Source organism: Sulfitobacter sp. F26204 (assembly GCF_026410305.1).
Classification (GTDB): domain Bacteria; phylum Pseudomonadota; class Alphaproteobacteria; order Rhodobacterales; family Rhodobacteraceae; genus Sulfitobacter.
The window spans coordinates 683,974-704,449 of record NZ_JAPMLQ010000002.1 but is presented as its reverse complement, the minus strand read 5'-3'; the positions used below and the strand labels follow the sequence as shown (position 1 = coordinate 704,449).

Here is a 20,476-nt window from a genome sequence, read left to right as displayed (position 1 = left end):
CCTTCAAGCACCGCGCCTCCCTGTTGCAGCAATAGGTGTCTCTTCAAAAACAAAACAATCCCGAACAGGACAGACCAACAACCAAAACGGCGCAGGCTTGCGCCCGCACCGCTTTGCTGCAGCATTGTTGCCGCTACTTTGACGTATTGGCCTGGCATCGTTGATAGCACAGGCATCAATGGCGCTGGCGCGATCCCGGTTCAGTCACCCGATGCGGTCGATGCCGCGGCACCGTCCGTTGCATTCAATCCCGCATCGCCCTGCGGATCACTCGCGTTGATCGCAGTGAACACGGCAACCAAAACAAGCATCAAGGCACCAAAGAGCATCGCCCCCTTTATCCCGAAAAGCGACGCCTTGTGTTTCTGTTCCTGTTTTTCGATATTTGTGTCGGGAGCTGACATCTTGATCTCCTTTGCTTGGTCTCATTTGACCCGTTGAGGGTACTGGCTTACCGAACTAACGTGCGGCGCAGACAATTGTTCCAAAATTTTAAAGGTGCCAAATGCGCGATGCTGCCCCCAAGACCATCTATCTGGCTGACTACACCCCCTACCCTTGGACCGTAGAAAGCGTGGATTTGCATTTCACCCTCGACCCCCATGCCACCCGCGTACGCAGCGTGCTTCGCCTTGTGCCGAACCCTGCGCATGATCAGGAACACCCTGACAGCATGTTCCTGCACGGCGAACAGGTAAAGCTCATCCAGGCCCGGATCGATGGCATCCCCTGTGATCCCGTTGTCACCGACGAAGGCCTCACCGTTGGCGTTCCCGACGGCCCCTTTACTTGGGAATCCGAGGTCGAGATCGATCCCGCCAACAACACCGCGCTTGAAGGCCTCTATATGTCGAACGGCATGTATTGCACCCAATGCGAAGCCGAAGGCTTTCGCAAGATCACCTTCTATCCCGATCGTCCTGATGTGATGTCGGTCTTTACCGTCACAATCGACGGCCCGCATCCGGTGCTCTTGTCCAACGGCAACCCGGTCAAGACCGGCGAAAACCACGCCGAATGGCACGATCCCTGGCCCAAACCCGCCTATCTCTTCGCGCTGGTCGCGGGCGATCTTGTGTCGCACCACGACACCTTTACCACGATGAACGGGCGTGGGGTCGATCTGAATCTCTATGTCCGTCCCGGTGACCAGGGCAAATGCGCCTTTGGCATGCAGGCGCTCAAGGCGTCGATGACATGGGACGAACAGGTTTACGGCCGCGAATACGATCTTGACCTGTTCAACATCGTCGCGGTGGATGACTTCAACATGGGGGCGATGGAAAACAAGGGGCTGAACATCTTCAATTCATCTGCTGTTCTTGCCTCGCCCGAAACCTCGACCGACATGAATTTCGAAAGGATCGAGGCGATCATCGCGCATGAGTATTTCCACAACTGGACCGGCAACCGCATCACCTGCCGCGACTGGTTCCAGCTGTGCCTCAAGGAAGGGCTGACCGTCTACCGCGACAGCCAGTTCACCAGTGACATGCGCTCAGCTCCTGTCAAGCGTATCTCGGACGTCATCGACCTGCGCGCCCGCCAGTTCCCCGAGGACCAGGGCCCGCTTGCCCATCCTGTGCGTCCCGAAAGCTTTCAGGAAATCAACAACTTTTATACCGCCACCGTCTATGAAAAAGGTGCCGAGGTCATCGGCATGCTGAAAACATTGGTGGGTGATGACGCCTACCACAAGGCGGTGGAACTCTACTTCGACCGCCACGACGGTCAGGCCTGCACGATCGAGGACTGGCTTGCCGTCTTTGCAGAAACCACAGGGCGCGACCTGACCCAGTTCAAACGCTGGTATTCCCAGGCTGGCACCCCGCGCTTGTCGGTCGAGGAATCTTTCGAACTCGACACGCTCACGCTGACTTTCACGCAACACACACCACCCAGCGCGGCCACCCCCGCGCCGCAGCCACAGCTGATCCCGATTGCCCTCGGCCTGATCTATCCAGATGGCCGCGAGGCGCTGGCGACCCAGGTTCTCGAAATGACCAAGGAAACCCAAAGCTTCCGCTTTACCGGTCTTGAGGATCAACCTGTCGCCTCAATCCTGCGCGGCTTTTCCGCACCCGTAGTCCTGAAGCACGATCTGTCTCAGGCAGACCGCAGGCTGCTGCTGACCCAGGACACCGACCCGTTCAACCGGTGGGAAGCGGGCAATATGCTTGGCCGCGAAGCGATGCTTGCCATGATCTGTGAGGGGGCCGCCGCCGACCCGGCCTTTCTGACAGCAATCAAAGACATTGCCATGGACGAAACACTTGATCCCGCGTTCCGTGCCCTGATGATCGGCTGGCCTGGTGCCGCTGAACTTGCCACCGTGCTGCATGAGGCAGGAACAACACCAGACCCAGAAGCGCTGTACAACGCCGGTGAACAGATGCGCGACGCCATGGCCGAAACCTTTGGCGATGCCGCAGCTGACCTCTATGCCCGCTACAGCGTTAAGCACCCCTACCAGCCAAACGCCGACCAGTCCGGCAAACGCGCACTGACCAATGCCATGCTCGCGTTCATCAGCCACCACAGCGGTACCGCAACAGCACAGGAACAATTCGACACCGCTGACAACATGACCCAGCAAATCAGCGCCCTCGGCCAGATTCTGCGCCACGGTGATGCCGGGCCGGCGCTTGCCGCCTTTTACGACCAATGGCGCGAGGATCGCCTTGTCATGGACAAATGGTTCGGCCTTCAGGTCAGCGCGGCCAAACCCCAGGACGCCGCCGCCACCGCCCAGCGCCTGACAGAGCACCCTGACTTCAACCACAAGAACCCCAACCGCTTCCGCGCCGTTTTCGGCAGCCTCACGGCACACCACGCCGGATTCCACCATGCCTCCGGTGCGGCCTACACCCTGCTGGCTGACTGGCTGATCACCCTTGATCCGCTCAACCCGCAAACCACGGCGCGCATGTGCTCTGCCTTCCAGACGTGGAAACGCTATGGCGCGGACCGTCAGGCCAAAATACTGGCTGAAATCGACCGCATCCTGGCCGCCCCCAACCTCAGCCGCGACACAACCGAGATGCTGACCCGCATCAAGGGCGCGTGATCGATGCGCCCGGTTTGCCTGATCACAGGAGCCTCCGCTGGCATTGGTGCCGCCTGTGCCCGCCTTGCCGCACGGCGTGGGTACGACCTTGCCCTGACCTATAATTCCGACCTCAAAGGGGCCAAGGTGGTTGCCGCCGCTGCCTACGAAGCCGGAGTCGAAACCCTGATCCTTCAGACGGATGTAGCCAACCCCGCCGACATCGACACAATGTTTGCAGAAATCGATGCTAGGTTCGGCCGCCTCGACGCGCTGATCAACAATGCGGGCATCGTCGATCAGGCCGCCCGTGTCACCGATATGACCCACGACCGACTGCGCCGCATGTTCGATGTCAACGTCATCGGTGCAATCATGGTCGCGCAGGGGGCCGTGCGCCGGATGGAGCCGCAAGGCAGCGGCGTGATCGTCAACATCACCTCTGCTGCTGCCCGCCTCGGGTCGGCCAATCAATATGTTGACTACGCCGCCTCCAAGGCTGCGATGGACGTCTTTACCAAGGGCCTCTCGGACGAGGTTGCAGGCCAGGGCATTCGCGTCATGGGGCTTGCCCCCGGTCTCATCGACACCGAAATTCACGCCAAGGGCGGCGATCCTGAGCGCGCGGCACGGCTGGCCCATATGGTGCCGATGGGCCGCATCGGCTCACCGCAGGAAGTCGCGCAAGCCGTGCTTTGGCTGATGTCGGAAGAGGCGTCCTATGTCACTGGCTCCACCCTCTCGGTCACGGGCGGACGGTGAATCCCGATTTCACCTTTGCACACTCCGGACGCAACAGGCGTACCGCGATGGTGGTGGCGGCAATCTGGTTTGCGGTCCTCGCCGCCGGTCTGTTCTGGGAGATGTCTGCGCTGATGATGGCCTTCCTCCTGGCTTTCACCCTGCCCGCGTTATGGGATTTGATGCGTGATCCCGCCAGCGGATTGACCCTGACCAACAACACCCTTCACTGGTATTCCGGAAAACGCCAGGTCAGCGTCGCGCTTGAGGAAGTTGCCATGATCCGCCTTGACACGCGGCTTGATCTCTCCGTCAAGGTTACATTGATCCTGAACACGGGCACCAAATTGCGCCTGCCGTTCGAAAGCACACCACCGCATCAGCCCTTTGAAGAAGCGTTGATCCAGCGCGGCCTCAAGACGGAACGCCATCATTTTCAACTGATGCAATAAATCCGGAAACCAGCAGGCCTGCGACTTCAGGGCCGCATCCGGGGGCGTGTCGCATTCACCGGCTTGCAATAATTCTGCTGTTTTAACCAATTCGCCATGTTTCGCCGCTTAGGTGCCGAATGCATCGGCCCCCAGTCCGCAGTCACGCCCAGTCCCTTGCGCTTCCTGTAACCGTGAATCACCCCGTCGCGTGGCACCGTATGGGCCATGATGCGTACCGCGCAACTCAGGTTCGCCGCACCGTTTTTCAGCGCGGCACCCGTTCCGACGTTGCATTTGTAGCCCCGCGCAGTGGACGGCAGGATTTGCAACAATCCGTACCACAGCCCGCCGCCGCCGACAGCGCTTGCCTTGTAGGTGCTTTCATATTTCGCAAGCGCCGACATGAACCCAACCCAAAAGGCACGCCGCTCCGCAGATGTGGCATCAGGGTATTTGGGACACCAGGTCGCAATATCGGCGGGCACCAGATCGACCAGCGGCTTGCCATGATCCTTGAGCGCTGACAGAGCAGCGCGCGTCCAGATCTCGTTGCCGCCCATGTGCTGCCAGCGCGTGCGCGGAATGTGGCCAGGCCGCGCAGGTGGACGCAGGTTGGTGACAAACGACGACGTCGCGGCACCGTCAATCGGTCCTTCTGCGTTCTGTCCCTTGACGCGAATCTCCTGCACATCCAGCCCCGGCACAGCGGCCGACTCGGTCAGCGCAAGGGACTGCGGTCGCAAAACAGGTTCCGCCACAGCGGGCGACGCACAACTTAAAAGTGCAGAGATCAAAGTGAACGCAATTCTATTCATCGCGCGACTATGCAAGTCGACAAAGGCATTTGGCAAATTCAGCACCTCAACTCCCCAGGAAAAGGCAACAAACGTACTCTAATCCTTAGATCGTTCGCATTTATTGGACAATCCCAGGGTTTCAACGCCCTTTGCAGACCGGCGAATACCCGCCTGCCTAGAAGAAACAACGCGATATCTCCGCAAGGCCGCCACGCTTCCGCCTCAATGCTCGGACAAATTATATGCAACCACAACGTGTTATTGGACCCCGTTTGATGAGACCATTCAGCGCCTTCCTTCAAAAGCATATGCGCCCCCTGGGGAGCATGCTGCGCCCGGTTCCCCCCGCGCCAGCGCCGGTAAAACCTGTGCCGCCAATGCCAATTCGCCGGCGCATGCCGCGCACTGCAATGCAGACTGTGGCAGACGGCACGCTCCACATTGCCTGTCCCGATCCTACCGCAGAAGATAGCGTACGTGACAAACATCTTGCTAAGGCACAGCATCTTGTACGCCAGGAACGCTGGGACGATCTGCTGTCGGCAATCCACACGGCCGATTCGAACCGCCACATGACCCCAGGCACCATGCCGATCGCTGATCTCTTGTCTTTCGGTGCCCGCGCCGATGTCGTCCACGCTGCCGAACATGTGCTGATGGACGGCAGACCGGCCAAGGGTGCCCCCATTCTGGCCGGCATCGAAGCACTGGAACACGAACTGACCGCCCAACCCGGCAATCACATCATGGCCTGTATCGTCGCACAGGCCCATATGGACATTGCCTGGGCCTGGCGTGGCGAAGGCTGGGACGTCGAAGTGCCCGCCCGCAACCGCGAGGCATTTACCGCGCATTTTGATCGCGCGGCTGACATCATGGCAGAATATTGTCCGCTTACGCTGGATTCACCGCTTCTCGCCGCCACATGCTGCGCCCTTCTGGGAGGGGTCGAACGTGGCAAACGCAGGGTGTCCGACCGCTATGAAGCGCTCATAGATCTCAACCCGGCAAATCCGCGCCCGATGCGGGCCATGGGCAATCATCTTCTGCCGCGCTGGTACGGCACCTACGCAGAACTTGAACTCGAAGCGCGCCGCACCGCCGCACGCACCGAAAGCATCTGGGGTGCCGGCGGCTACACCTGGGTTCAGTTCGACGCCATCTCCTGTGACGACGATGCCTGCGCCAACCTTGACCTTGAATTCTTTGTCGAAGGCATGCGCGACATCCTGACCCGCAAGCCTGACGCCTATACCGCCAACCTCATGGCGGCCTATTGTGCCAATTCCATCGGCCAAAGCTTTTCTGGCAATGATCAGGCAGACCAGATCCGCAGCCAGATCGCCGATTGCGCCCACTGGATTGTGCGCGAACACCTCAGGGAATTGCATCCGATGATCTGGGCCCATGCAGCGCGCGGATTTGACAATAACCTGCGTGTGCATTCTCCGGGGCGTTTCGCCGCCTCCGGCAAGGATGACGCCATGCGCCTGATCTCGTCGCTGTTCAAGTCCGAAATCTCGTCGGGAAAACGCATCGTCTTTACCGAAACCGGCCCTGTCGCAATGGAATGTTGACCACCACAGAGCCGCAGCAATCAGGTTTCCCATTGCAGTCCTGTGTCATATGACACATGAAAGGGGCACCTGCGCTGCACCTCGACAGAGCTGCGCGCCCTTTTGTCATCCGTTGCATGACCCCATGCCGCCCTCAGACAGGTGGCCATCCGGCGGAGAAAATGAACCAAAATCCTTCCTCACCCATCGACGGTCCGATTGATCCCTTTCCGGTCCGGCTGATCAAGCGTTTTGCCTTGGTTTTGCTCGGCCCCATCTACTTCTTGTTCATCGCTTTTGTTCCCCTGATCTGTGCAGGACGCCGCGGCTTTCGCGGATGGTACTGGCGGCGCGTCAAACGCGCCTGTTCACGCCTGTTGTGGTTGCTTAGCCTGCGGGCGGAAATGAGCGCAGAAGACAGGGCTGCCCTGGCCGCAAACACCAACAGCATCATCGTCATCAATCATCGCAGCCACCTGGACGGATTTGCGCTGATGCATGTGATCCCGGACGCCAAATGGTTCACTTTTGCGGCGAAAAGCGAATTCTGGAAAAGCAGACTGCTGCGCACAGGATTTGACGGCGCGGGGCTTGTCCCGATTGAGCGCGCCAGCGGCTCTGTAGCGATGGAAACCCTGACGGCAGCCGTGCGCGACATGCCGCCGCGCCGTTCTGTCGTTCTGTTTCCCGAAGGCACCCGCACGAAAAGCCAATCCCTTGGAGAATTCAAGGCGGGGGCTGTTCTTGTGGCCCGTGCCACCGGGCGCAGTATCCAACCTATCGTGATCCACGACAGCGACCGCCTGCTGCCACGAGGCAAGATGAATCCTGCCAGCGGCATCATTCGCCTGGAGGCCCTGCCCCCCTTCATCTGTGACCCGAAGGCTTCTGTCGACAATGATGTGGCCCGTTTGCGCACTGCGATGCTGGCCGTCTTCGATCGCTCGGGGCCAGCCGACCCGCGCTGATCCACTTGCAGCACAACGCCACCTGCCCTAAACCGTGGCCAACACCAGCGCACACGAGGGCTCCAATGCTTGATCTGACCTACGACACCCCAAAACCCCGCGTCATTGCAGGCGCAAAACACGACTGGGAGCTGGTCATCGGCATGGAGGTCCATGCTCAGGTGTCCTCAAACGCAAAATTGTTCTCGGGTGCTTCAACCCAGTTCGGTGCCGAACCCAACAGCAATGTCGCCTTCGTGGACGCCGCCATGCCCGGCATGCTGCCTGTGATCAACGAATACTGCGTGGAACAGGCCGTGCGCACCGGGCTGGGTCTCAAGGCCGAGATCAACCTCAAATCCGCTTTTGATCGCAAGAACTACTTTTACCCCGACTTGCCCCAGGGTTACCAGATCAGCCAGCTTTACCATCCCATCGTCGGCGAGGGCGAAGTGCTGGTGGAACTCGGCGACGGCACCGCCCGTCTGGTGCGGGTCGAACGCATCCACATGGAACAGGACGCAGGCAAATCCATCCACGACATGGACCCCAACATGTCCTTTGTCGACCTCAACCGCACCGGCGTCTGCCTGATGGAGATCGTCTCGCGCCCCGACATCCGTGGCCCTGAAGAGGCCGCCGCCTACCTCGCCAAACTGCGCCAGATCCTGCGCTACCTGGGCACCTGCAACGGCGACATGCAATCCGGTGCCATGCGCGCCGATGTGAATGTCTCCATCTGCCGTGTCGGCCAGTACGAAAAATACGTCGAAACGCAAGATTTCGCCCACCTCGGCACCCGCTGCGAGATCAAGAACATGAACTCCATGCGCTTCATCCAGCAGGCGATCGAGGTCGAGGCCAAGCGCCAGATCGCCATCGTCGAAGCGGGCGGCGAAGTCACCCAGGAAACCCGCCTGTTTGACCCTGACAAACAGGAAACCCGCTCCATGCGGTCCAAGGAAGAAGCCCACGACTATCGCTACTTCCCCGACCCCGACCTGCTGCCGCTGGAGATCGAACAGGCCTGGGTGGACGACATCGCCGCCAGTCTCCCCGAATTGCCGGACGCCAAAAAAGCGCGATTCATCAATGATTTCGGGCTTACGGACTATGATGCCTCCGTCCTCACCGCCGACCTTGACTCAGCGGGCTATTTCGAGGCCGTGGCACAGGGCCGCGACGGCAAATCCTCCGCCAACTGGGTGATCAACGAACTCTTCGGCCGTCTGAAAAAGGACGAAAAGGACATCTCAGAAAGCCCCGTCACCCCGGCCCATCTGGGTGAAATCATCGACCTCATCGCCTCCGACGCGATCAGTGGCAAAATCGCCAAGGACGTGTTTGAAATCACCTACACCACAGGCCGCGACCCGGCGGAAATCGTCGAAACCGAAGGCATGAAACAGGTCACCGACACCGGTGCCATCGAAGCCGCCGTGGACGAGATCATCGCCGCCAACCCCGATCAGGTTGCCAAGGCGCAGGAAAACCCGAAACTTGCCGGCTGGTTCGTTGGTCAGGTGATGAAGGCCACAGGCGGGAAGGCCAACCCCAAAGCAGTAAACCAGATCGTTGCAGCCAAGCTTGGGGCATAGCCCGCGCTTGGGTAATACGATCAGCGCGAGGCAGGGTATCCGCAGGATGCCCGTTCATGCCCCCTCACCGCATCGCCACCGACAGGAACCAACATGCAAATCCCCTTCCGCTCTTCCCTGATGACCGTCAAACCGGAGTGGATCGACTTCAACGGCCATCTCAACATGGCCTATTACAACGTGTTGTTCGACGAGTCCGTGGATGAACTCTACCCCCACATCGGCTTTGGCCTTGACTATGTGCAATCCACCGGCTGCACCACATATGTCGCCGAATGGCACATCCGCTATGTGCGCGAACTCCATGAAGGCGATGAAGTCTTCGCCACCTTCTATCTCATCGACTTTGACGAGAAACGCTTTCACAGCTACTCCGAACTCTACCACCGCGACGGCTGGCTTGCCGCCACTGCCGAAGGCGTCACCCTGCACGTCGACCAATCCGGCCCCCGTGTCGCGCCCATGCCGCAGCATATTCAGGACGCCATGGCCGCCTACAAAGCCGGTCAGACCGACATGCCCGCCCCCGAAAACATCAGCCGCCGGATCAGCCTCAAACGGTAGGGTGGGTGCAACCCACCCCTTGCCACCCCTGCGAACCTCCCTTTAATGTTGTTCCAACATAATAAGCGCCAATCGCGTAACAGGGCAGGACAGGCATTATGAATCACCTCTACTATGGCGATAACCTCTCTGTCCTGCGGAACTCAATTGCAGATGCTTCTGTCGATCTGATCTATCTCGACCCGCCGTTCAACTCCAACGCCAGCTACAACGTGTTGTTCAAGGGACCGCAGGGCAACGAAAGCGCAGCGCAGATCGAGGCGTTTGACGACACATGGCACTGGAACGATTCAGCTGAATCCGCTTTTGGCGAGGTCATGCGCTCGGGCAACGGCAACGTCGCCGAAATGCTGCGCGCCATGCGGTCGTTTCTGGGCGACAACGACATGATGGCCTATCTCACGATGATGGCCGTGCGCCTGCTGGAATTGCACAGGGTGTTGAAGGACACCGGCTCGCTCTATCTGCACTGCGACCCCACGGCGAGTCACTATCTCAAAATATTGCTGGATGCGGTGTTTGGGGCGCGGAATTTCCGGAATGAGATTGTTTGGCAGAGGTCATCTGCCAAGGGCGACGCTACAAAGAAAATGGCTTGGAACCATGATATAATTCTTGCTTTGGCGAAATCAGATAATAGTGCTTTCCATCCGGTATTCGCCGTGAAAACTGACGAATACAATGGTCGATTTCGGCTAGACGACAAAGATGGTAGAGGCGCGTATCGTCTAGCGCCGCTAGATAGCCCAAGTCCTCGACCAAACTTGACATATTCATACAAAGGATATGCACCACCTAGTAAGGGTTGGCGCGTCAATCGCGAGCTTATGGAAAAGTTAGATGCGGAGGGCAGACTAGCATTTCCTAAATCTAAGGACGGTCGAATATCGCGCAAACATTATTTGGCAGAACAGGATGGCCGTAAGATAGGAGATGTATGGACAGACCTCCCTCCTCTCCAATCAGGGCAACGAATGGGTTATCCCACTGAAAAACCCGTCGCCCTCCTCGAACGCATCCTTGCCGCCTCCTCAAACGAAGGGGATGTCGTGCTTGACCCGTTCTGCGGTTGCGGCACCACCGTTCATGCGGCACAGAAAATGGACCGTCAGTGGATCGGCATTGACGTTACCCATCTTGCCATCGGTCTCATCGAAAAACGCCTGCGCGATGCCTTCCCAAAGGTCGCCTTCACCACCCACGGTGTGCCACAGGACATCGCAGGCGCGCGGGACATGGCGCAGCGCGGTCGCAAGGACAAGAACTACTATTTCGAATTTGAAAAATGGGCGCTCTCCCTCATCGCCGCGCAACCGGGCAACATGGGCAAGAAAGGCGCGGACAAGGGCATCGACGGGCGCATCTACTTCGGCTCCAAATCCGAAGGCACGGCCATTGTCTCGGTCAAGGCAGGCGACAACGTCGGCGTTGCCATGATCCGCGATCTGCGCGGCGTGATCGAACGCGAAAATGCCGCCGTCGGCATTTTCCTCACCCTTACCGCGCCGACCAAACCGATGGTCACCGAAGCCGCAGGCGCGGGCCAGTTCGAGATGGAAGGGTTCGAACCTGTTCCCCGCATCCAGATCGTGACAATCGAACAGGCGATGGAATTGCGCGACCGCGCATTGCGCCTTCCCGCCCGCCGCGACGATACCTTCAAGAAAGCAGCCGTTGAGAAAGATACAAGATCGCAGGGCAAGCTGGATCTCTAACCCGCAATGCTGCGCCGCGGCGGTGTACGGGGGTGCACGCGGGGTGTATGCTGGGTGACAGTTACCAAATCGTTAACCTTGCCCCGTTCCCTTTCCCAAATCCATGCGCTAGAACGCCCTGATCCCAAGTCGGAGACACCCCATGCCCCGTTACGAATACAAAGTTGTGCCTGCCCCTACCAAAGGTCTGAAGGCCAAGGGCGTCAAAACTGCCGAAGGCAGGTTTTCCCATGCGATTCAAGAGCTTATGAACGGGCTGGCTGGCTACGGCTGGGAATATCAGCGCGCCGAAACCCTGCCGTCGGTCGAACGTTCCGGTCTCACCTCCAACACCACTGAATGGCGCAATGTGCTGGTGTTCCGCCGTCCCCGCGAACAGGATGTGGAGGCCTTCGCCCCCGAACTCCTCCCGCCCCCCCAAGAGGCACCCCAGTCCCCGGAACCAAAGCCTGAACCAGTGGTTGAAAACAGCCCCGAAACGTCAGGCGAAACCCCCGGGGATACGCCGGCAGAAGCTGAAAAATCCAGTGAGGATCCATGGGACAACGGGGTCGAAGATACCAGCGATGTTGACGGACTTGGGTCGACGTTAAAAACCCTCGCCGCTGCCAGAAAAACCCCTAAAACAGACAGTTAAAGGATAAAGTTAAACGTCCAGATCAAGGGCCAGCGCGTGTATGCGCCCAATCAGGTCCGGCCCCAGCGCGGCATGCACCGCCCGGTGTCGCGCAATACGGGACATGCCCTTGAATGCCGATGCCCGGATACGCAGATTGAAATGGCTCTCCCCGCCTTCCTGAAACCCTGAATGCCCCCGGTGGCTTTCGCTGTCATCTACCACATCCAGCTCCCGTGGTGCCAATGCCGCCCGTAACCGTGCTTCTATCTCCTGCGTTTTCGACATTTTTTTCTCCCGCCCCCTTCTATCTCTGTCCACAAGGTCTAAACTCGTCGCCTTGAGTCGGAAAGGTCTATCCCATGAGCAAATCTGATCCCTTCGGTTTCGACATGTCCGTGTCGACCTCGAAAAAAAAGAACCCCCGTGGCCGTCGCGGCATGTCCGGTGCATCCGAGACATCTACACGCGTCTGTGATCATGCTGATTGCGACGAAGCAGGCAAGTTCCGCGCACCCAAGGCACCCGATGTACTGGACGATTATTTCTGGTTCTGTCAGCAACACGTGCGGGAATATAACCTCAAGTGGAACTTCTTTGACGGCACCACCGAGGCCGAAATGAACGCGCAGCAATCCGAAGACAAGGTATGGGAGCGCAAGACCAAGCCGATGGGAGACCCCGAAGCCCGCGCATGGGCGCGGTTGGGCATCGAGGATCCGCATCAGGTTCTGGGAAAGAACGCCACACAAAACCCCGGCAGAGGTGCGCAATCGGGCCGACGCCTGCCGCCGACAGAACGCCGTGCGGTCGAAATTCTGGAGGTCAAGGACAACATGACCAAACCGGAGATCCGCAAAGCCTACAAGATGCTGATCAAAGTGCTGCATCCCGACATGAATGGCGGCGACCGGTCACAGGAAGACCAGTTACAACAGGTCATGTGGGCATGGGACCAGATCAAGGGCAGCCGCAGTTTCAAGGATTGACAGGCCCTCACCTGCGCAGCCCTCAAGGAGGTCAATATGGACTATCCCTATGATTTAGGGCGATTTTCGCGCAAGGTAACCACGGATAACCTTGAGGCTCAGATGTGGTTCGACCGTGGGCTGAACTGGATCTACGGCTTTAACCACAAAGAGGCGATTGCCTGTTTCCAACGCGCCTATGGCGCTGATCCGACCTGCGCCATGGCCTATTGGGGGCACGCCTATGCGGCGGGACCCAACTATAATATGCCGTGGGTGCTCTACGATTCCAAAGGCCTGGAGGAGGCCTTGAACGAGGCCTATACAGCCACCCGCAAAGCACTGGTGCATATCGCCCATGTGACCCCCGTCGAAAAAGCGCTTATCAACACGTTGATCCACCGTTATCCACAACGCAAACCCGTTGATGACATGGCCCCCTGGGATCGTGATTTTGCCGATGCGATGCGGGCGGTTCATGGCAGGTTTCCTGATGATCCCGAGGTTGCAACCTGTTTCGTTGACGCCTTGATGAACCTCACACCCTGGAAGATGTGGGACCTGCCCGAGGGCAAGATCGCATCCGGTGCAGCCACAGTTGAGGCCCGACAGGTGTTAGAGCGCCAGATGGCCCTGCCTGGCGGTATGAGCCATCCGGGCATTCTGCATCTCTATGTACATCTCATGGAAATGTCGCCGCATCCAGAACTGGCCCTGAAAGCCGCCGATGTGTTGCGCACTCTTGTGCCGGACGCAGGGCACCTCGTACATATGCCCAGCCACATTGATGTCCTCTGCGGGCAGTATGAAAACGTGGTGCGCTGGAACGAAAAAGCGATAGAGGCAGACCTGATCTATTACGAGGCCGAAGGCGCGTTCAATATTTACACCGGCTACCGTCAGCACAACTATCATTTTGTCATCTATGGGGCGCTGTTTCTTGGGCAATTTGAACCAGCGATGCGGGCGGTGCGTGGGATGGACGACACAACCCCGGAGGCCCTGCTCAAGGTCCAGTCCCCTCCCATGGCGGATTTTCTGGAAAGCTATCTCAGCATGGAACCCCATGTGCTGATCCGCTTTGGCAAGTGGGAAGAGGTTCTGAGGCTGACCCTGCCGGACGATATTGAAACCCGGTGTACCAAGGTTGCGATGATCGAATATGCCAAGGCTCTGGCCCTGTCCGCTTTGGGGCGCATATCCGAGGCCGAAACGCAATATGAGGTGTTTGCCCGCGCCAAAGCCCGTGTTCCTGACAGTCGGCTGTTGCACAATGTGCGTGTCGTCGACCTGCTGGACCTCGCAACGGCGATGCTGGACGGAGAACTCGCCTATCGCAAGGGCGATTATGCCCATGCCTTCAAGCGGTTGCGCGATGCGGTTGCGCTGGATGACGCCCTTCCCTACGACGAACCTTGGGGGTGGATGCAACCGACACGTCATGCGTTGGGTGCCTTGTTGTTTGAACAGGGCCATCACCGCGACGCCGAAGAGGTGTTCCGCCAGGATCTCGGCCTTTCCCCCGGTCTGCCGCGCGCCTGTCAGCACCCCGACAATATCTGGGCGTTGCGTGGGCTATATGACTGTCTGGTGGCGCAGGGCAAGACCGCAGAAACCGCTCATATCAAGCTGCGCCTCGACCTGGCCGAAGCCCGCAGCGACCGCCCAGTCAAGGCGGCTTGCGGCTGTGCCCAGGCCGCGATGTCGTGACGTCGGGGCTGATAACTGGCCCGTACAAGGCAAAAACCCACCGTCCAACCCTTGCAGGTAGGCACGAATTGTAGCACCACTGGGCGGAACTTGACCTCCCTGGTGGAGCATGAATGAGAGGACGACCCTATGGCTGACGGCACGCTGGATATCGATACGAAACCAACAGAAGACATCAGCGTCCGTGACGTCTTTGGCATCGACACCGACATGACCATCAAAGGTTTTGCCCATCGCACCGATCGTGTGCCGGAGGAAGACAAGACCTACAAGTTTGACCCCGATACCACACTCGCGATCCTCGCAGGCTTTGGCCACAATCGGCGCGTGATGATCCAGGGTTACCACGGTACCGGCAAATCCACCCATATTGAACAGGTTGCCTCTCGGCTGAACTGGCCCTGTGTCCGCGTAAACCTCGATTCACATATTTCCCGTATCGACCTGATCGGCAAAGATGCAATCAAGCTGAAAGACGGCGTGCAAGTAACTGAATTTCAAGAAGGAATCCTGCCCTGGGCTTTGCGTAACCCGACGGCAATCGTGTTTGATGAATATGACGCCGGGCGCGCCGATGTGATGTTCGTGATCCAGCGCGTGCTGGAAGTAGATGGAAAACTGACACTGCTGGATCAGAACCAGGTAATCGAACCCCACCCCTATTTTCGCCTTTTCGCCACGGCCAACACCGTGGGACTAGGCGATACAACAGGTCTTTACCACGGTACCCAGCAGATCAACCAGGGCCAAATGGACCGCTGGTCGCTGGTCGCTACGCTCAACTATCTATCAATCGATGCAGAAACGGCCATCGTCCTTTCCAAAAACCCCCATTACAACACGGCTGAGGGACGCAAGATCGTCAAGCAGATGGTGACAGTGGCCGATCTGACGCGCACGGCTTTCATGAGCGGCGAGTTATCCACCGTCATGTCACCCCGAACCGTGATCGCTTGGGCGCAGAATGCACAGATTTTCCACAACGTCGGTTATGCCTTCCGGCTCTCGTTCCTGAACAAATGTGATGAACTGGAGCGCCAGACCGTGGCTGAATTCTATCAGCGTCTGTTTGATGAGGAACTGCCCGAAAGCGCCGCAAACGTCAGCCTGGGCTAATCGGCCACCGGCAGGCATCAAACCCCATGAAAACAGCCCCGCAGGCATTGCCTGCGGGGCTGTTGTTTTACCTTTCGGGGAAAGGTTAGCTGTCGGTTTTGGCGTCATCCTCGACAAGTGACCCCTCTGCGTCATCCACGATATCCGCATCCTCATAGGCTTTCGCGCCCTGGTCAGCCTTGGCCGTGTCTTCCAGAGAGTCACCTTCGACTTTTTTCTTGGAAACATCCTCATCAGGGTCGGCATCCACCGATTGTTGTGGCGAGCCTGTTTGCGTTGCGAAAGCGGCCACAGGTGCCGTCGACAACATCGCAATCGTAAAAAGGGTGGCGGCGTTTTTGAGCTTGGTCATTTCGTTTCCTTCTTTATTGCCCCCCGAATGGATGCGGCCATGTCGCGTCGGCCGCTGGGGCGTTCATATCATAAACACCCCCCGCCTGAGCCGGGTTCCATATTTCTTGGAGTAATCCCCAAAGCCCCCCTTTGACCCCTCCGTCAAAACCTGCGAAACCATATCTGAATTAGGCGAAGGACATCCGCATGAGCAAATCGACCGACAATCCCGCAGATGCCTTCAAGAAAGCCCTGGCCGAAGCGTCAAAGGTCATGGCAAATGATTCCGATCTGAATGTCACCTATTCCGTCGACCCTTCGGGCCTGTCCGGCGAGACCATGCGCCTGCCGCAGGTATCCCGCCGCATGACCCGCGAAGAGGTTCTGTTGGCCCGTGGCACTGCCGACGCCCTTGCCTTGAACCGGCGGTACCACAACGGCCAGACCCATGCCCGCTACGCCCCGCAGGGAGAGATGGCGCGTGATCTCTATGAAGCGATGGAAACCGCAAGATGTGAGGCCATGGGAGCCCGCGACATGCCGGGCACGGCGACCAACATTGACGTGAAAATCAAACACGAAGCCCTGCGCAAGGGCTATGATCAGGCCAAGCAGGCCAGCGAGGTGCCGCTGGCAACTGCCGCCGGCTATCTGGTGCGCCATCTGGCAACGGGACGCGACCTGCCCGCCGGGGCTGATACCGCCATGGAACTCTGGCGCGGGTTTATCGAGGAACAGGCCAGCGGCACGCTTGATCATCTGAACGACATCCTTGAGGACCAATCGGCCTTTGCCAAACTTGCACGCCAGATGATCAGTGATCTCGGGTATGGTGACCAACTGGGTGACGATCCTGACATGCTTGACCAGGATCAGGAGGATGAAGCCGAAGAAGGTGCCGAAGAGGAACAGGACCCCGACAGCACCGGTCAGGATGATCAGGACGAGAATGATGCCGAGGGCAGCGCCGAGCAGTCACAGGAAGACCAGCAGGATTCTTCCGAAGCCCAGGTTTCCATGGACGACATGGCCGATCAGGAACTGGGCGAAGAAGCAGAGATGCCCGAGGGCGACGCTCCGATGGAGCCCCCCGCCCCGCAACCGGTTTCCGACGCGGACCCGAATTATCTGGTCTATCTGGATAGTCATGACGAGGTGATCGGAGCCGAAGATCTGGCCGATCCGATTGAACTGGAGCGTCTGCGCGCCTACCTGGATCAGCAGTTGGAGCCCTTGAAAGGGGCGGTCAGCCGCCTTGCCAACAAGTTGCAACGCCGACTGCAGGCCCAGCAGAATCGCTCCTGGGAATTCGATCTGGAAGAAGGCACGCTGGACGCCGGACGCCTTGCGCGTGTGGTGGCGAATCCGACCACGCCCCTGTCCTTCAAACAGGAAAAAGACACTGAATTCCGCGATACCTGTGTGACGCTCTTGCTGGATAACTCCGGCTCGATGCGGGGCCGTCCGATTTCGATTGCGGCGATCTGCGCCGATGTTCTGGCCCGCACCCTGGAACGCTGCAACGTCAAGGTCGAGATCCTCGGCTTTACCACCCGTGCGTGGAAAGGCGGCCAGGCCCGCGAGGCATGGCTGAACGATGGCCGTCCCGTGCAACCGGGCCGATTGAACGATCTGCGCCACATTATCTATAAAAGTGCCGATGCGCCCTGGCGACGGACCCGCGACAATCTGGGCTTGATGATGAAAGAAGGATTGTTGAAAGAAAACATCGACGGCGAGGCCCTGGAATGGGCACATCGCCGGATGACCGCGCGTCATGAGGCCCGCAAGATCCTGATGGTGATTTCTGATGGCGCACCGGTGGACGATTCCACCCTGTCGGTGAATCCGGCGAATTATCTGGAAAAACACCTGCGCGACGTGATCGCCATGGTCGAGAAACGCAAAGCGGTTGAATTGCTGGCAATCGGCATCGGCCATGATGTGACCCGTTATTATGACCGTGCGGTAACGATTACCGATGTGGATCAACTGGCAGGGGCAATGACCGAACAACTGGCGGCGCTGTTTGACAGCGATCCACGGGCACGGGCGCGTGTCATGGGCATGCGCCGCGCAGGTTGATCGGTCGAAAATGAGTTTAAAGGCAAGATGAAGGAGGGGCGGATGTTCCAGAGTTTCGAGGTGACCGCGAGGCCGGAACAGGGGCCACCCCGCCTGTCGGCATTGCGCGATGAACTGGATGCCGAAGGGCTGGACGGATTTCTGGTGCCACGCGCCGATGCGCATCAGGGAGAATATGTTGCACCCCATGACGACCGCCTGACCTGGCTGACCGGTTTTACCGGATCAGCGGGTTTTTGCTGTGTTCTGCAGGCTGTGGCAGGCGTGTTCATTGACGGGCGCTATCGTACGCAGGTCAAGGCACAGGTAGCACCAGTCTATACGCCAGTACCATGGCCCGAAGTGTCCCTGGCCGATTGGCTGAAGGAACAATTGCCCGACGGAGGCACAATCGGCTTTGATCCCTGGCTTCATACCCCCAATCAGATCACGCAGGCCCGCGATGCCCTGAAGGGCAGCGGTGTGTTTTTGCAGCCCGGCACAAATCTTGTAGACCGGATCTGGAAAGATCAACCGCCGCCACCGATGCAGGTCGCCAAAGCCCATCCGGTCGAATTTGCCGGCGAGAGCCATGCTGTAAAACGCGAAAGACTGGCCCAGGACCTGGCAGAGTCGGGGCAATCCGCGGCAGTCATCACCTTGCCGGACAGTCACAACTGGTTGCTCAATATCAGAGGTGCAGACATTCCGCGCAATCCCGTCGCCCATGGCTTTGCCGTGCTGCACAGGGATGCGACGGTAGATCTGTTCATGGCTGCGGCCAAAGTGGAGGGGCTGGCGGATCATCTTGGTCCGCAGGTGCGTTGCCATCCGCCTGAAACCTTTCTGGAGGCCATCACAGCCCTGCAAGCGCCTGTCAGGCTGGACAGGCAATCGGCACCGATGATCGTCGCGGAAACACTGGGTGACAAGGCCGTATGGGGGGATGACCCCTGCGCCCTGCCCAAAGCCTGCAAGAACGATGCCGAAATCAAGGGCACGGCACAGGCGCATTTGCGCGATGGCGCCGCTTTGTGCGAGACATTGGCCTGGCTGGATATGCAGTCTCCGGGCAGCATCACCGAAACACAGCTTGTGACGCACCTCGAAGCCGAAAGACGCAAGGACAACGCCCTGCGCGACATCAGCTTTGAGACCATCGCGGGTACGGGAGCAAACGGGGCCATCATTCATTACCGTGTGACCGAGGAAACCGACAGCCACCTGCAGGAGGGAGATCTGATCGTGCTGGATTCCGGCGGTCAATACCTAGACGGGACCACTGACATCACCCGGACGATCGCCATAGGCCGCCCGCCGAAAGAGGCCTGCGCCGCCTTTACCCGTGTGCTTGCCGGTATGATCGCGATGAGCCGCCTGCGTTGGCCAGAGGGGTTGGCAGGGGCCCATATCGAAGCCGTGGGGCGCGTGCCGCTTTGGCAGGCGGGACAGGATTTTGATCACGGGCTGGGCCATGGCGTCGGTGCCTATCTCAGCGTGCATGAAGGCCCCCAGCGCCTGAGCCGCGTCAGCCTGGTCCCCCTGCAGGCGGGCATGATCCTGAGCAATGAACCGGGCTATTATCGTGAAGGCGCCTTTGGCATCCGCCTTGAAAACCTGCTTGTCGTCCGTCCTGCCCCCGCCCTGTCCGAGGGCGATGCCCACCGCAAGATGTTTGTCTGGGAGACCCTGAGTTTTGTTCCCATCGACAAGCGGCTGATTGTTGCCGAATTGCTGGATCCTGCGGCACTGGCCTGGCTCAACAGCTATCATGCCGAGGTCGCTGAAAAGATCGGTCCACGGGTATCGCCAGAGACAAAATTGTGGTTGGATGCCGCAACCGCGCCAATCTAATGCGCAGAACAGGCACTTAAGGGAAAAGCAGATGGCAACAAGTCACATCAAGATTACCAAGGCACCGGGATCCTGGACGGTGCGCGCTGGCGGAGCTGTTCTGGGCGAAAGCCGGAATGCGCTTGAGCTGCACGAGGGCGGTTATCCTCCGGTCATCTATTTCCCGCGCGAAGACATTGCCGTGGCTTTCCTTGATGCCAGCGACAGCACCAGCCATTGTCCGCACAAGGGCGATGCCACCTATTATTCCGTGGTGACCAAAAGCCGGACCTTGGAAAATTCGGTCTGGTCCTATGAAAACCCGAAGCCTGATGTGGCCGAAATCAAGGGTTATCTGGCCTTTCACCGCATGGATGAAATCACCATCGAACAGATTTGAGCGCCGCAAGGATTGCGACGCCCGTTGAGGCAAGGCAA

General features: G+C 58.8%; 19 protein-coding genes. 15 read left to right on the top strand and 4 right to left on the bottom strand.

The window, feature by feature from the left end:
• Nucleotides 1–200 precede the first annotated feature (200 nt).
• Nucleotides 201–404: a hypothetical protein gene (locus OS190_RS07335; RefSeq protein WP_267158005.1), complete on the bottom strand. Its 204-nt coding sequence runs from the start codon at nucleotides 402–404 to the stop codon at nucleotides 201–203.
• A 101-nt stretch (nucleotides 405–505) separates the two neighbouring features.
• Here OS190_RS07335 and pepN point away from each other — a divergent pair, with 101 nt between their 5' ends.
• The 3 genes from pepN to OS190_RS07320 are packed head-to-tail and all read left to right on the top strand — an operon-like array spanning nucleotide 506 to nucleotide 4,239.
• Entirely contained in the window at nucleotides 506–3,067 is a 2,562-nt protein-coding gene (pepN, locus tag OS190_RS07330; RefSeq protein WP_267158004.1) for an aminopeptidase N, read from the top strand.
• A gap of 3 nt (nucleotides 3,068–3,070) precedes the next feature.
• Nucleotides 3,071–3,808 carry an SDR family oxidoreductase gene (locus tag OS190_RS07325; RefSeq protein ID WP_267158003.1) on the top strand — a complete coding sequence of 246 codons (738 nt, stop codon included), beginning with the start codon at nucleotides 3,071–3,073 and terminating at the stop codon, nucleotides 3,806–3,808.
• On the top strand, nucleotides 3,805–4,239 hold the full coding sequence (locus OS190_RS07320; protein ID WP_267158002.1) for a hypothetical protein: 435 nt from the start codon (nucleotides 3,805–3,807) through the stop codon (nucleotides 4,237–4,239). Before OS190_RS07325 ends, OS190_RS07320 begins: the two co-directional genes overlap by 4 nt.
• 26 nt (nucleotides 4,240–4,265) lie before the next feature.
• Here the strand turns inward: OS190_RS07320 and OS190_RS07315 are convergent, their stop codons facing one another.
• Nucleotides 4,266–4,964: a transglycosylase SLT domain-containing protein gene (locus tag OS190_RS07315; protein ID WP_267158001.1), complete on the bottom strand. Its 699-nt coding sequence runs from the start codon at nucleotides 4,962–4,964 to the stop codon at nucleotides 4,266–4,268.
• 431 nt (nucleotides 4,965–5,395) lie between these two features.
• Between OS190_RS07315 and OS190_RS07310 the strand changes: the two genes are divergently transcribed.
• The 6 genes from OS190_RS07310 (at nucleotide 5,396) to OS190_RS07285 (ending at nucleotide 12,035) form a co-directional block, all read left to right on the top strand.
• Nucleotides 5,396–6,595: a hypothetical protein gene (locus tag OS190_RS07310; protein ID WP_267158000.1), complete on the top strand. Its 1,200-nt coding sequence runs from the start codon at nucleotides 5,396–5,398 to the stop codon at nucleotides 6,593–6,595.
• A gap of 161 nt (nucleotides 6,596–6,756) precedes the next feature.
• A complete protein-coding gene (locus OS190_RS07305; protein WP_267157999.1) occupies nucleotides 6,757–7,542 on the top strand; it encodes a lysophospholipid acyltransferase family protein in 786 nt (261 codons plus the stop codon).
• Nucleotides 7,543–7,607: 65 nt separating this feature from the next.
• Nucleotides 7,608–9,119 carry an Asp-tRNA(Asn)/Glu-tRNA(Gln) amidotransferase subunit GatB gene (gene gatB, locus OS190_RS07300; protein ID WP_267157998.1) on the top strand — a complete coding sequence of 504 codons (1,512 nt, stop codon included), beginning with the start codon at nucleotides 7,608–7,610 and terminating at the stop codon, nucleotides 9,117–9,119.
• A gap of 93 nt (nucleotides 9,120–9,212) precedes the next feature.
• Nucleotides 9,213–9,683 carry a thioesterase family protein gene (locus OS190_RS07295; RefSeq protein ID WP_267157997.1) on the top strand — a complete coding sequence of 157 codons (471 nt, stop codon included), beginning with the start codon at nucleotides 9,213–9,215 and terminating at the stop codon, nucleotides 9,681–9,683.
• Nucleotides 9,684–9,781: 98 nt separating this feature from the next.
• The gene (locus OS190_RS07290) at nucleotides 9,782–11,398 is read left to right on the top strand and encodes a site-specific DNA-methyltransferase (protein ID WP_267157996.1); all 1,617 of its coding nucleotides are present in this window, start codon (nucleotides 9,782–9,784) and stop codon (nucleotides 11,396–11,398) included.
• 142 nt (nucleotides 11,399–11,540) lie between these two features.
• On the top strand, nucleotides 11,541–12,035 hold the full coding sequence (locus OS190_RS07285; RefSeq protein WP_267157995.1) for a DUF4177 domain-containing protein: 495 nt from the start codon (nucleotides 11,541–11,543) through the stop codon (nucleotides 12,033–12,035).
• A gap of 9 nt (nucleotides 12,036–12,044) precedes the next feature.
• Here the strand turns inward: OS190_RS07285 and OS190_RS07280 are convergent, their stop codons facing one another.
• Nucleotides 12,045–12,302: a BolA family protein gene (locus OS190_RS07280; protein ID WP_267157994.1), complete on the bottom strand. Its 258-nt coding sequence runs from the start codon at nucleotides 12,300–12,302 to the stop codon at nucleotides 12,045–12,047.
• Between the two features lie 74 nt (nucleotides 12,303–12,376).
• Between OS190_RS07280 and OS190_RS07275 the strand changes: the two genes are divergently transcribed.
• From OS190_RS07275 to cobS, 3 genes are all read left to right on the top strand, one after another.
• Nucleotides 12,377–13,003, top strand: a complete 627-nt coding sequence (locus OS190_RS07275; protein WP_267157993.1) for a DnaJ domain-containing protein — start codon at nucleotides 12,377–12,379, stop codon at nucleotides 13,001–13,003.
• Nucleotides 13,004–13,039: 36 nt separating this feature from the next.
• Complete coding sequence (locus OS190_RS07270) at nucleotides 13,040–14,692, top strand: hypothetical protein (protein WP_267157992.1); 1,653 nt, start codon at nucleotides 13,040–13,042, stop codon at nucleotides 14,690–14,692.
• 129 nt (nucleotides 14,693–14,821) lie between these two features.
• Nucleotides 14,822–15,808, top strand: coding sequence for a cobaltochelatase subunit CobS (gene cobS, locus OS190_RS07265; RefSeq protein ID WP_267157991.1), 987 nt, complete (start codon nucleotides 14,822–14,824; stop codon nucleotides 15,806–15,808).
• 85 nt (nucleotides 15,809–15,893) lie between these two features.
• On the opposite strand, the gene OS190_RS07260 is transcribed toward cobS, so the two are convergent.
• Nucleotides 15,894–16,160, bottom strand: coding sequence for a hypothetical protein (locus OS190_RS07260; protein ID WP_267157990.1), 267 nt, complete (start codon nucleotides 16,158–16,160; stop codon nucleotides 15,894–15,896).
• Nucleotides 16,161–16,348: 188 nt separating this feature from the next.
• Here OS190_RS07260 and cobT point away from each other — a divergent pair, with 188 nt between their 5' ends.
• The 3 genes from cobT to OS190_RS07245 are packed head-to-tail and all read left to right on the top strand — an operon-like array spanning nucleotide 16,349 to nucleotide 20,438.
• Nucleotides 16,349–18,226 carry a cobaltochelatase subunit CobT gene (cobT, locus tag OS190_RS07255; protein WP_267157989.1) on the top strand — a complete coding sequence of 626 codons (1,878 nt, stop codon included), beginning with the start codon at nucleotides 16,349–16,351 and terminating at the stop codon, nucleotides 18,224–18,226.
• 42 nt (nucleotides 18,227–18,268) lie between these two features.
• Nucleotides 18,269–20,059, top strand: coding sequence for an aminopeptidase P family protein (locus tag OS190_RS07250; protein ID WP_267157988.1), 1,791 nt, complete (start codon nucleotides 18,269–18,271; stop codon nucleotides 20,057–20,059).
• 31 nt (nucleotides 20,060–20,090) lie between these two features.
• Complete coding sequence (locus OS190_RS07245; RefSeq protein WP_267157987.1) at nucleotides 20,091–20,438, top strand: DUF427 domain-containing protein; 348 nt, start codon at nucleotides 20,091–20,093, stop codon at nucleotides 20,436–20,438.
• Nucleotides 20,439–20,476: the final 38 nt, after the last annotated feature.

Excerpts from the sequence above, each read along its gene's own strand:
- OS190_RS07305 (WP_267157999.1), top strand. The coding sequence starts at position 6,757 with ATGAACCAAAATCCTTCCTCACCCATCGACGGTCCGATTGATCCCTTT.
- OS190_RS07245 (WP_267157987.1), top strand. The coding sequence starts at position 20,091 with ATGGCAACAAGTCACATCAAGATTACCAAGGCACCGGGATCCTGGACG.
- OS190_RS07335 (WP_267158005.1), bottom strand. The coding sequence starts at position 404 with ATGTCAGCTCCCGACACAAATATCGAAAAACAGGAACAGAAACACAAG.
- OS190_RS07250 (WP_267157988.1), top strand. The coding sequence starts at position 18,269 with ATGTTCCAGAGTTTCGAGGTGACCGCGAGGCCGGAACAGGGGCCACCC.
- OS190_RS07280 (WP_267157994.1), bottom strand. The coding sequence starts at position 12,302 with ATGTCGAAAACGCAGGAGATAGAAGCACGGTTACGGGCGGCATTGGCA.
- cobT (WP_267157989.1), top strand. The coding sequence starts at position 16,349 with ATGAGCAAATCGACCGACAATCCCGCAGATGCCTTCAAGAAAGCCCTG.
- OS190_RS07290 (WP_267157996.1), top strand. The coding sequence starts at position 9,782 with ATGAATCACCTCTACTATGGCGATAACCTCTCTGTCCTGCGGAACTCA.
- gatB (WP_267157998.1), top strand. The coding sequence starts at position 7,608 with ATGCTTGATCTGACCTACGACACCCCAAAACCCCGCGTCATTGCAGGC.
- OS190_RS07285 (WP_267157995.1), top strand. The coding sequence starts at position 11,541 with ATGCCCCGTTACGAATACAAAGTTGTGCCTGCCCCTACCAAAGGTCTG.
- OS190_RS07275 (WP_267157993.1), top strand. The coding sequence starts at position 12,377 with ATGAGCAAATCTGATCCCTTCGGTTTCGACATGTCCGTGTCGACCTCG.
- cobS (WP_267157991.1), top strand. The coding sequence starts at position 14,822 with ATGGCTGACGGCACGCTGGATATCGATACGAAACCAACAGAAGACATC.
- OS190_RS07325 (WP_267158003.1), top strand. The coding sequence starts at position 3,071 with ATGCGCCCGGTTTGCCTGATCACAGGAGCCTCCGCTGGCATTGGTGCC.
- OS190_RS07270 (WP_267157992.1), top strand. The coding sequence starts at position 13,040 with ATGGACTATCCCTATGATTTAGGGCGATTTTCGCGCAAGGTAACCACG.
- pepN (WP_267158004.1), top strand. The coding sequence starts at position 506 with ATGCGCGATGCTGCCCCCAAGACCATCTATCTGGCTGACTACACCCCC.
- OS190_RS07310 (WP_267158000.1), top strand. The coding sequence starts at position 5,396 with ATGCCAATTCGCCGGCGCATGCCGCGCACTGCAATGCAGACTGTGGCA.
- OS190_RS07295 (WP_267157997.1), top strand. The coding sequence starts at position 9,213 with ATGCAAATCCCCTTCCGCTCTTCCCTGATGACCGTCAAACCGGAGTGG.
- OS190_RS07260 (WP_267157990.1), bottom strand. The coding sequence starts at position 16,160 with ATGACCAAGCTCAAAAACGCCGCCACCCTTTTTACGATTGCGATGTTG.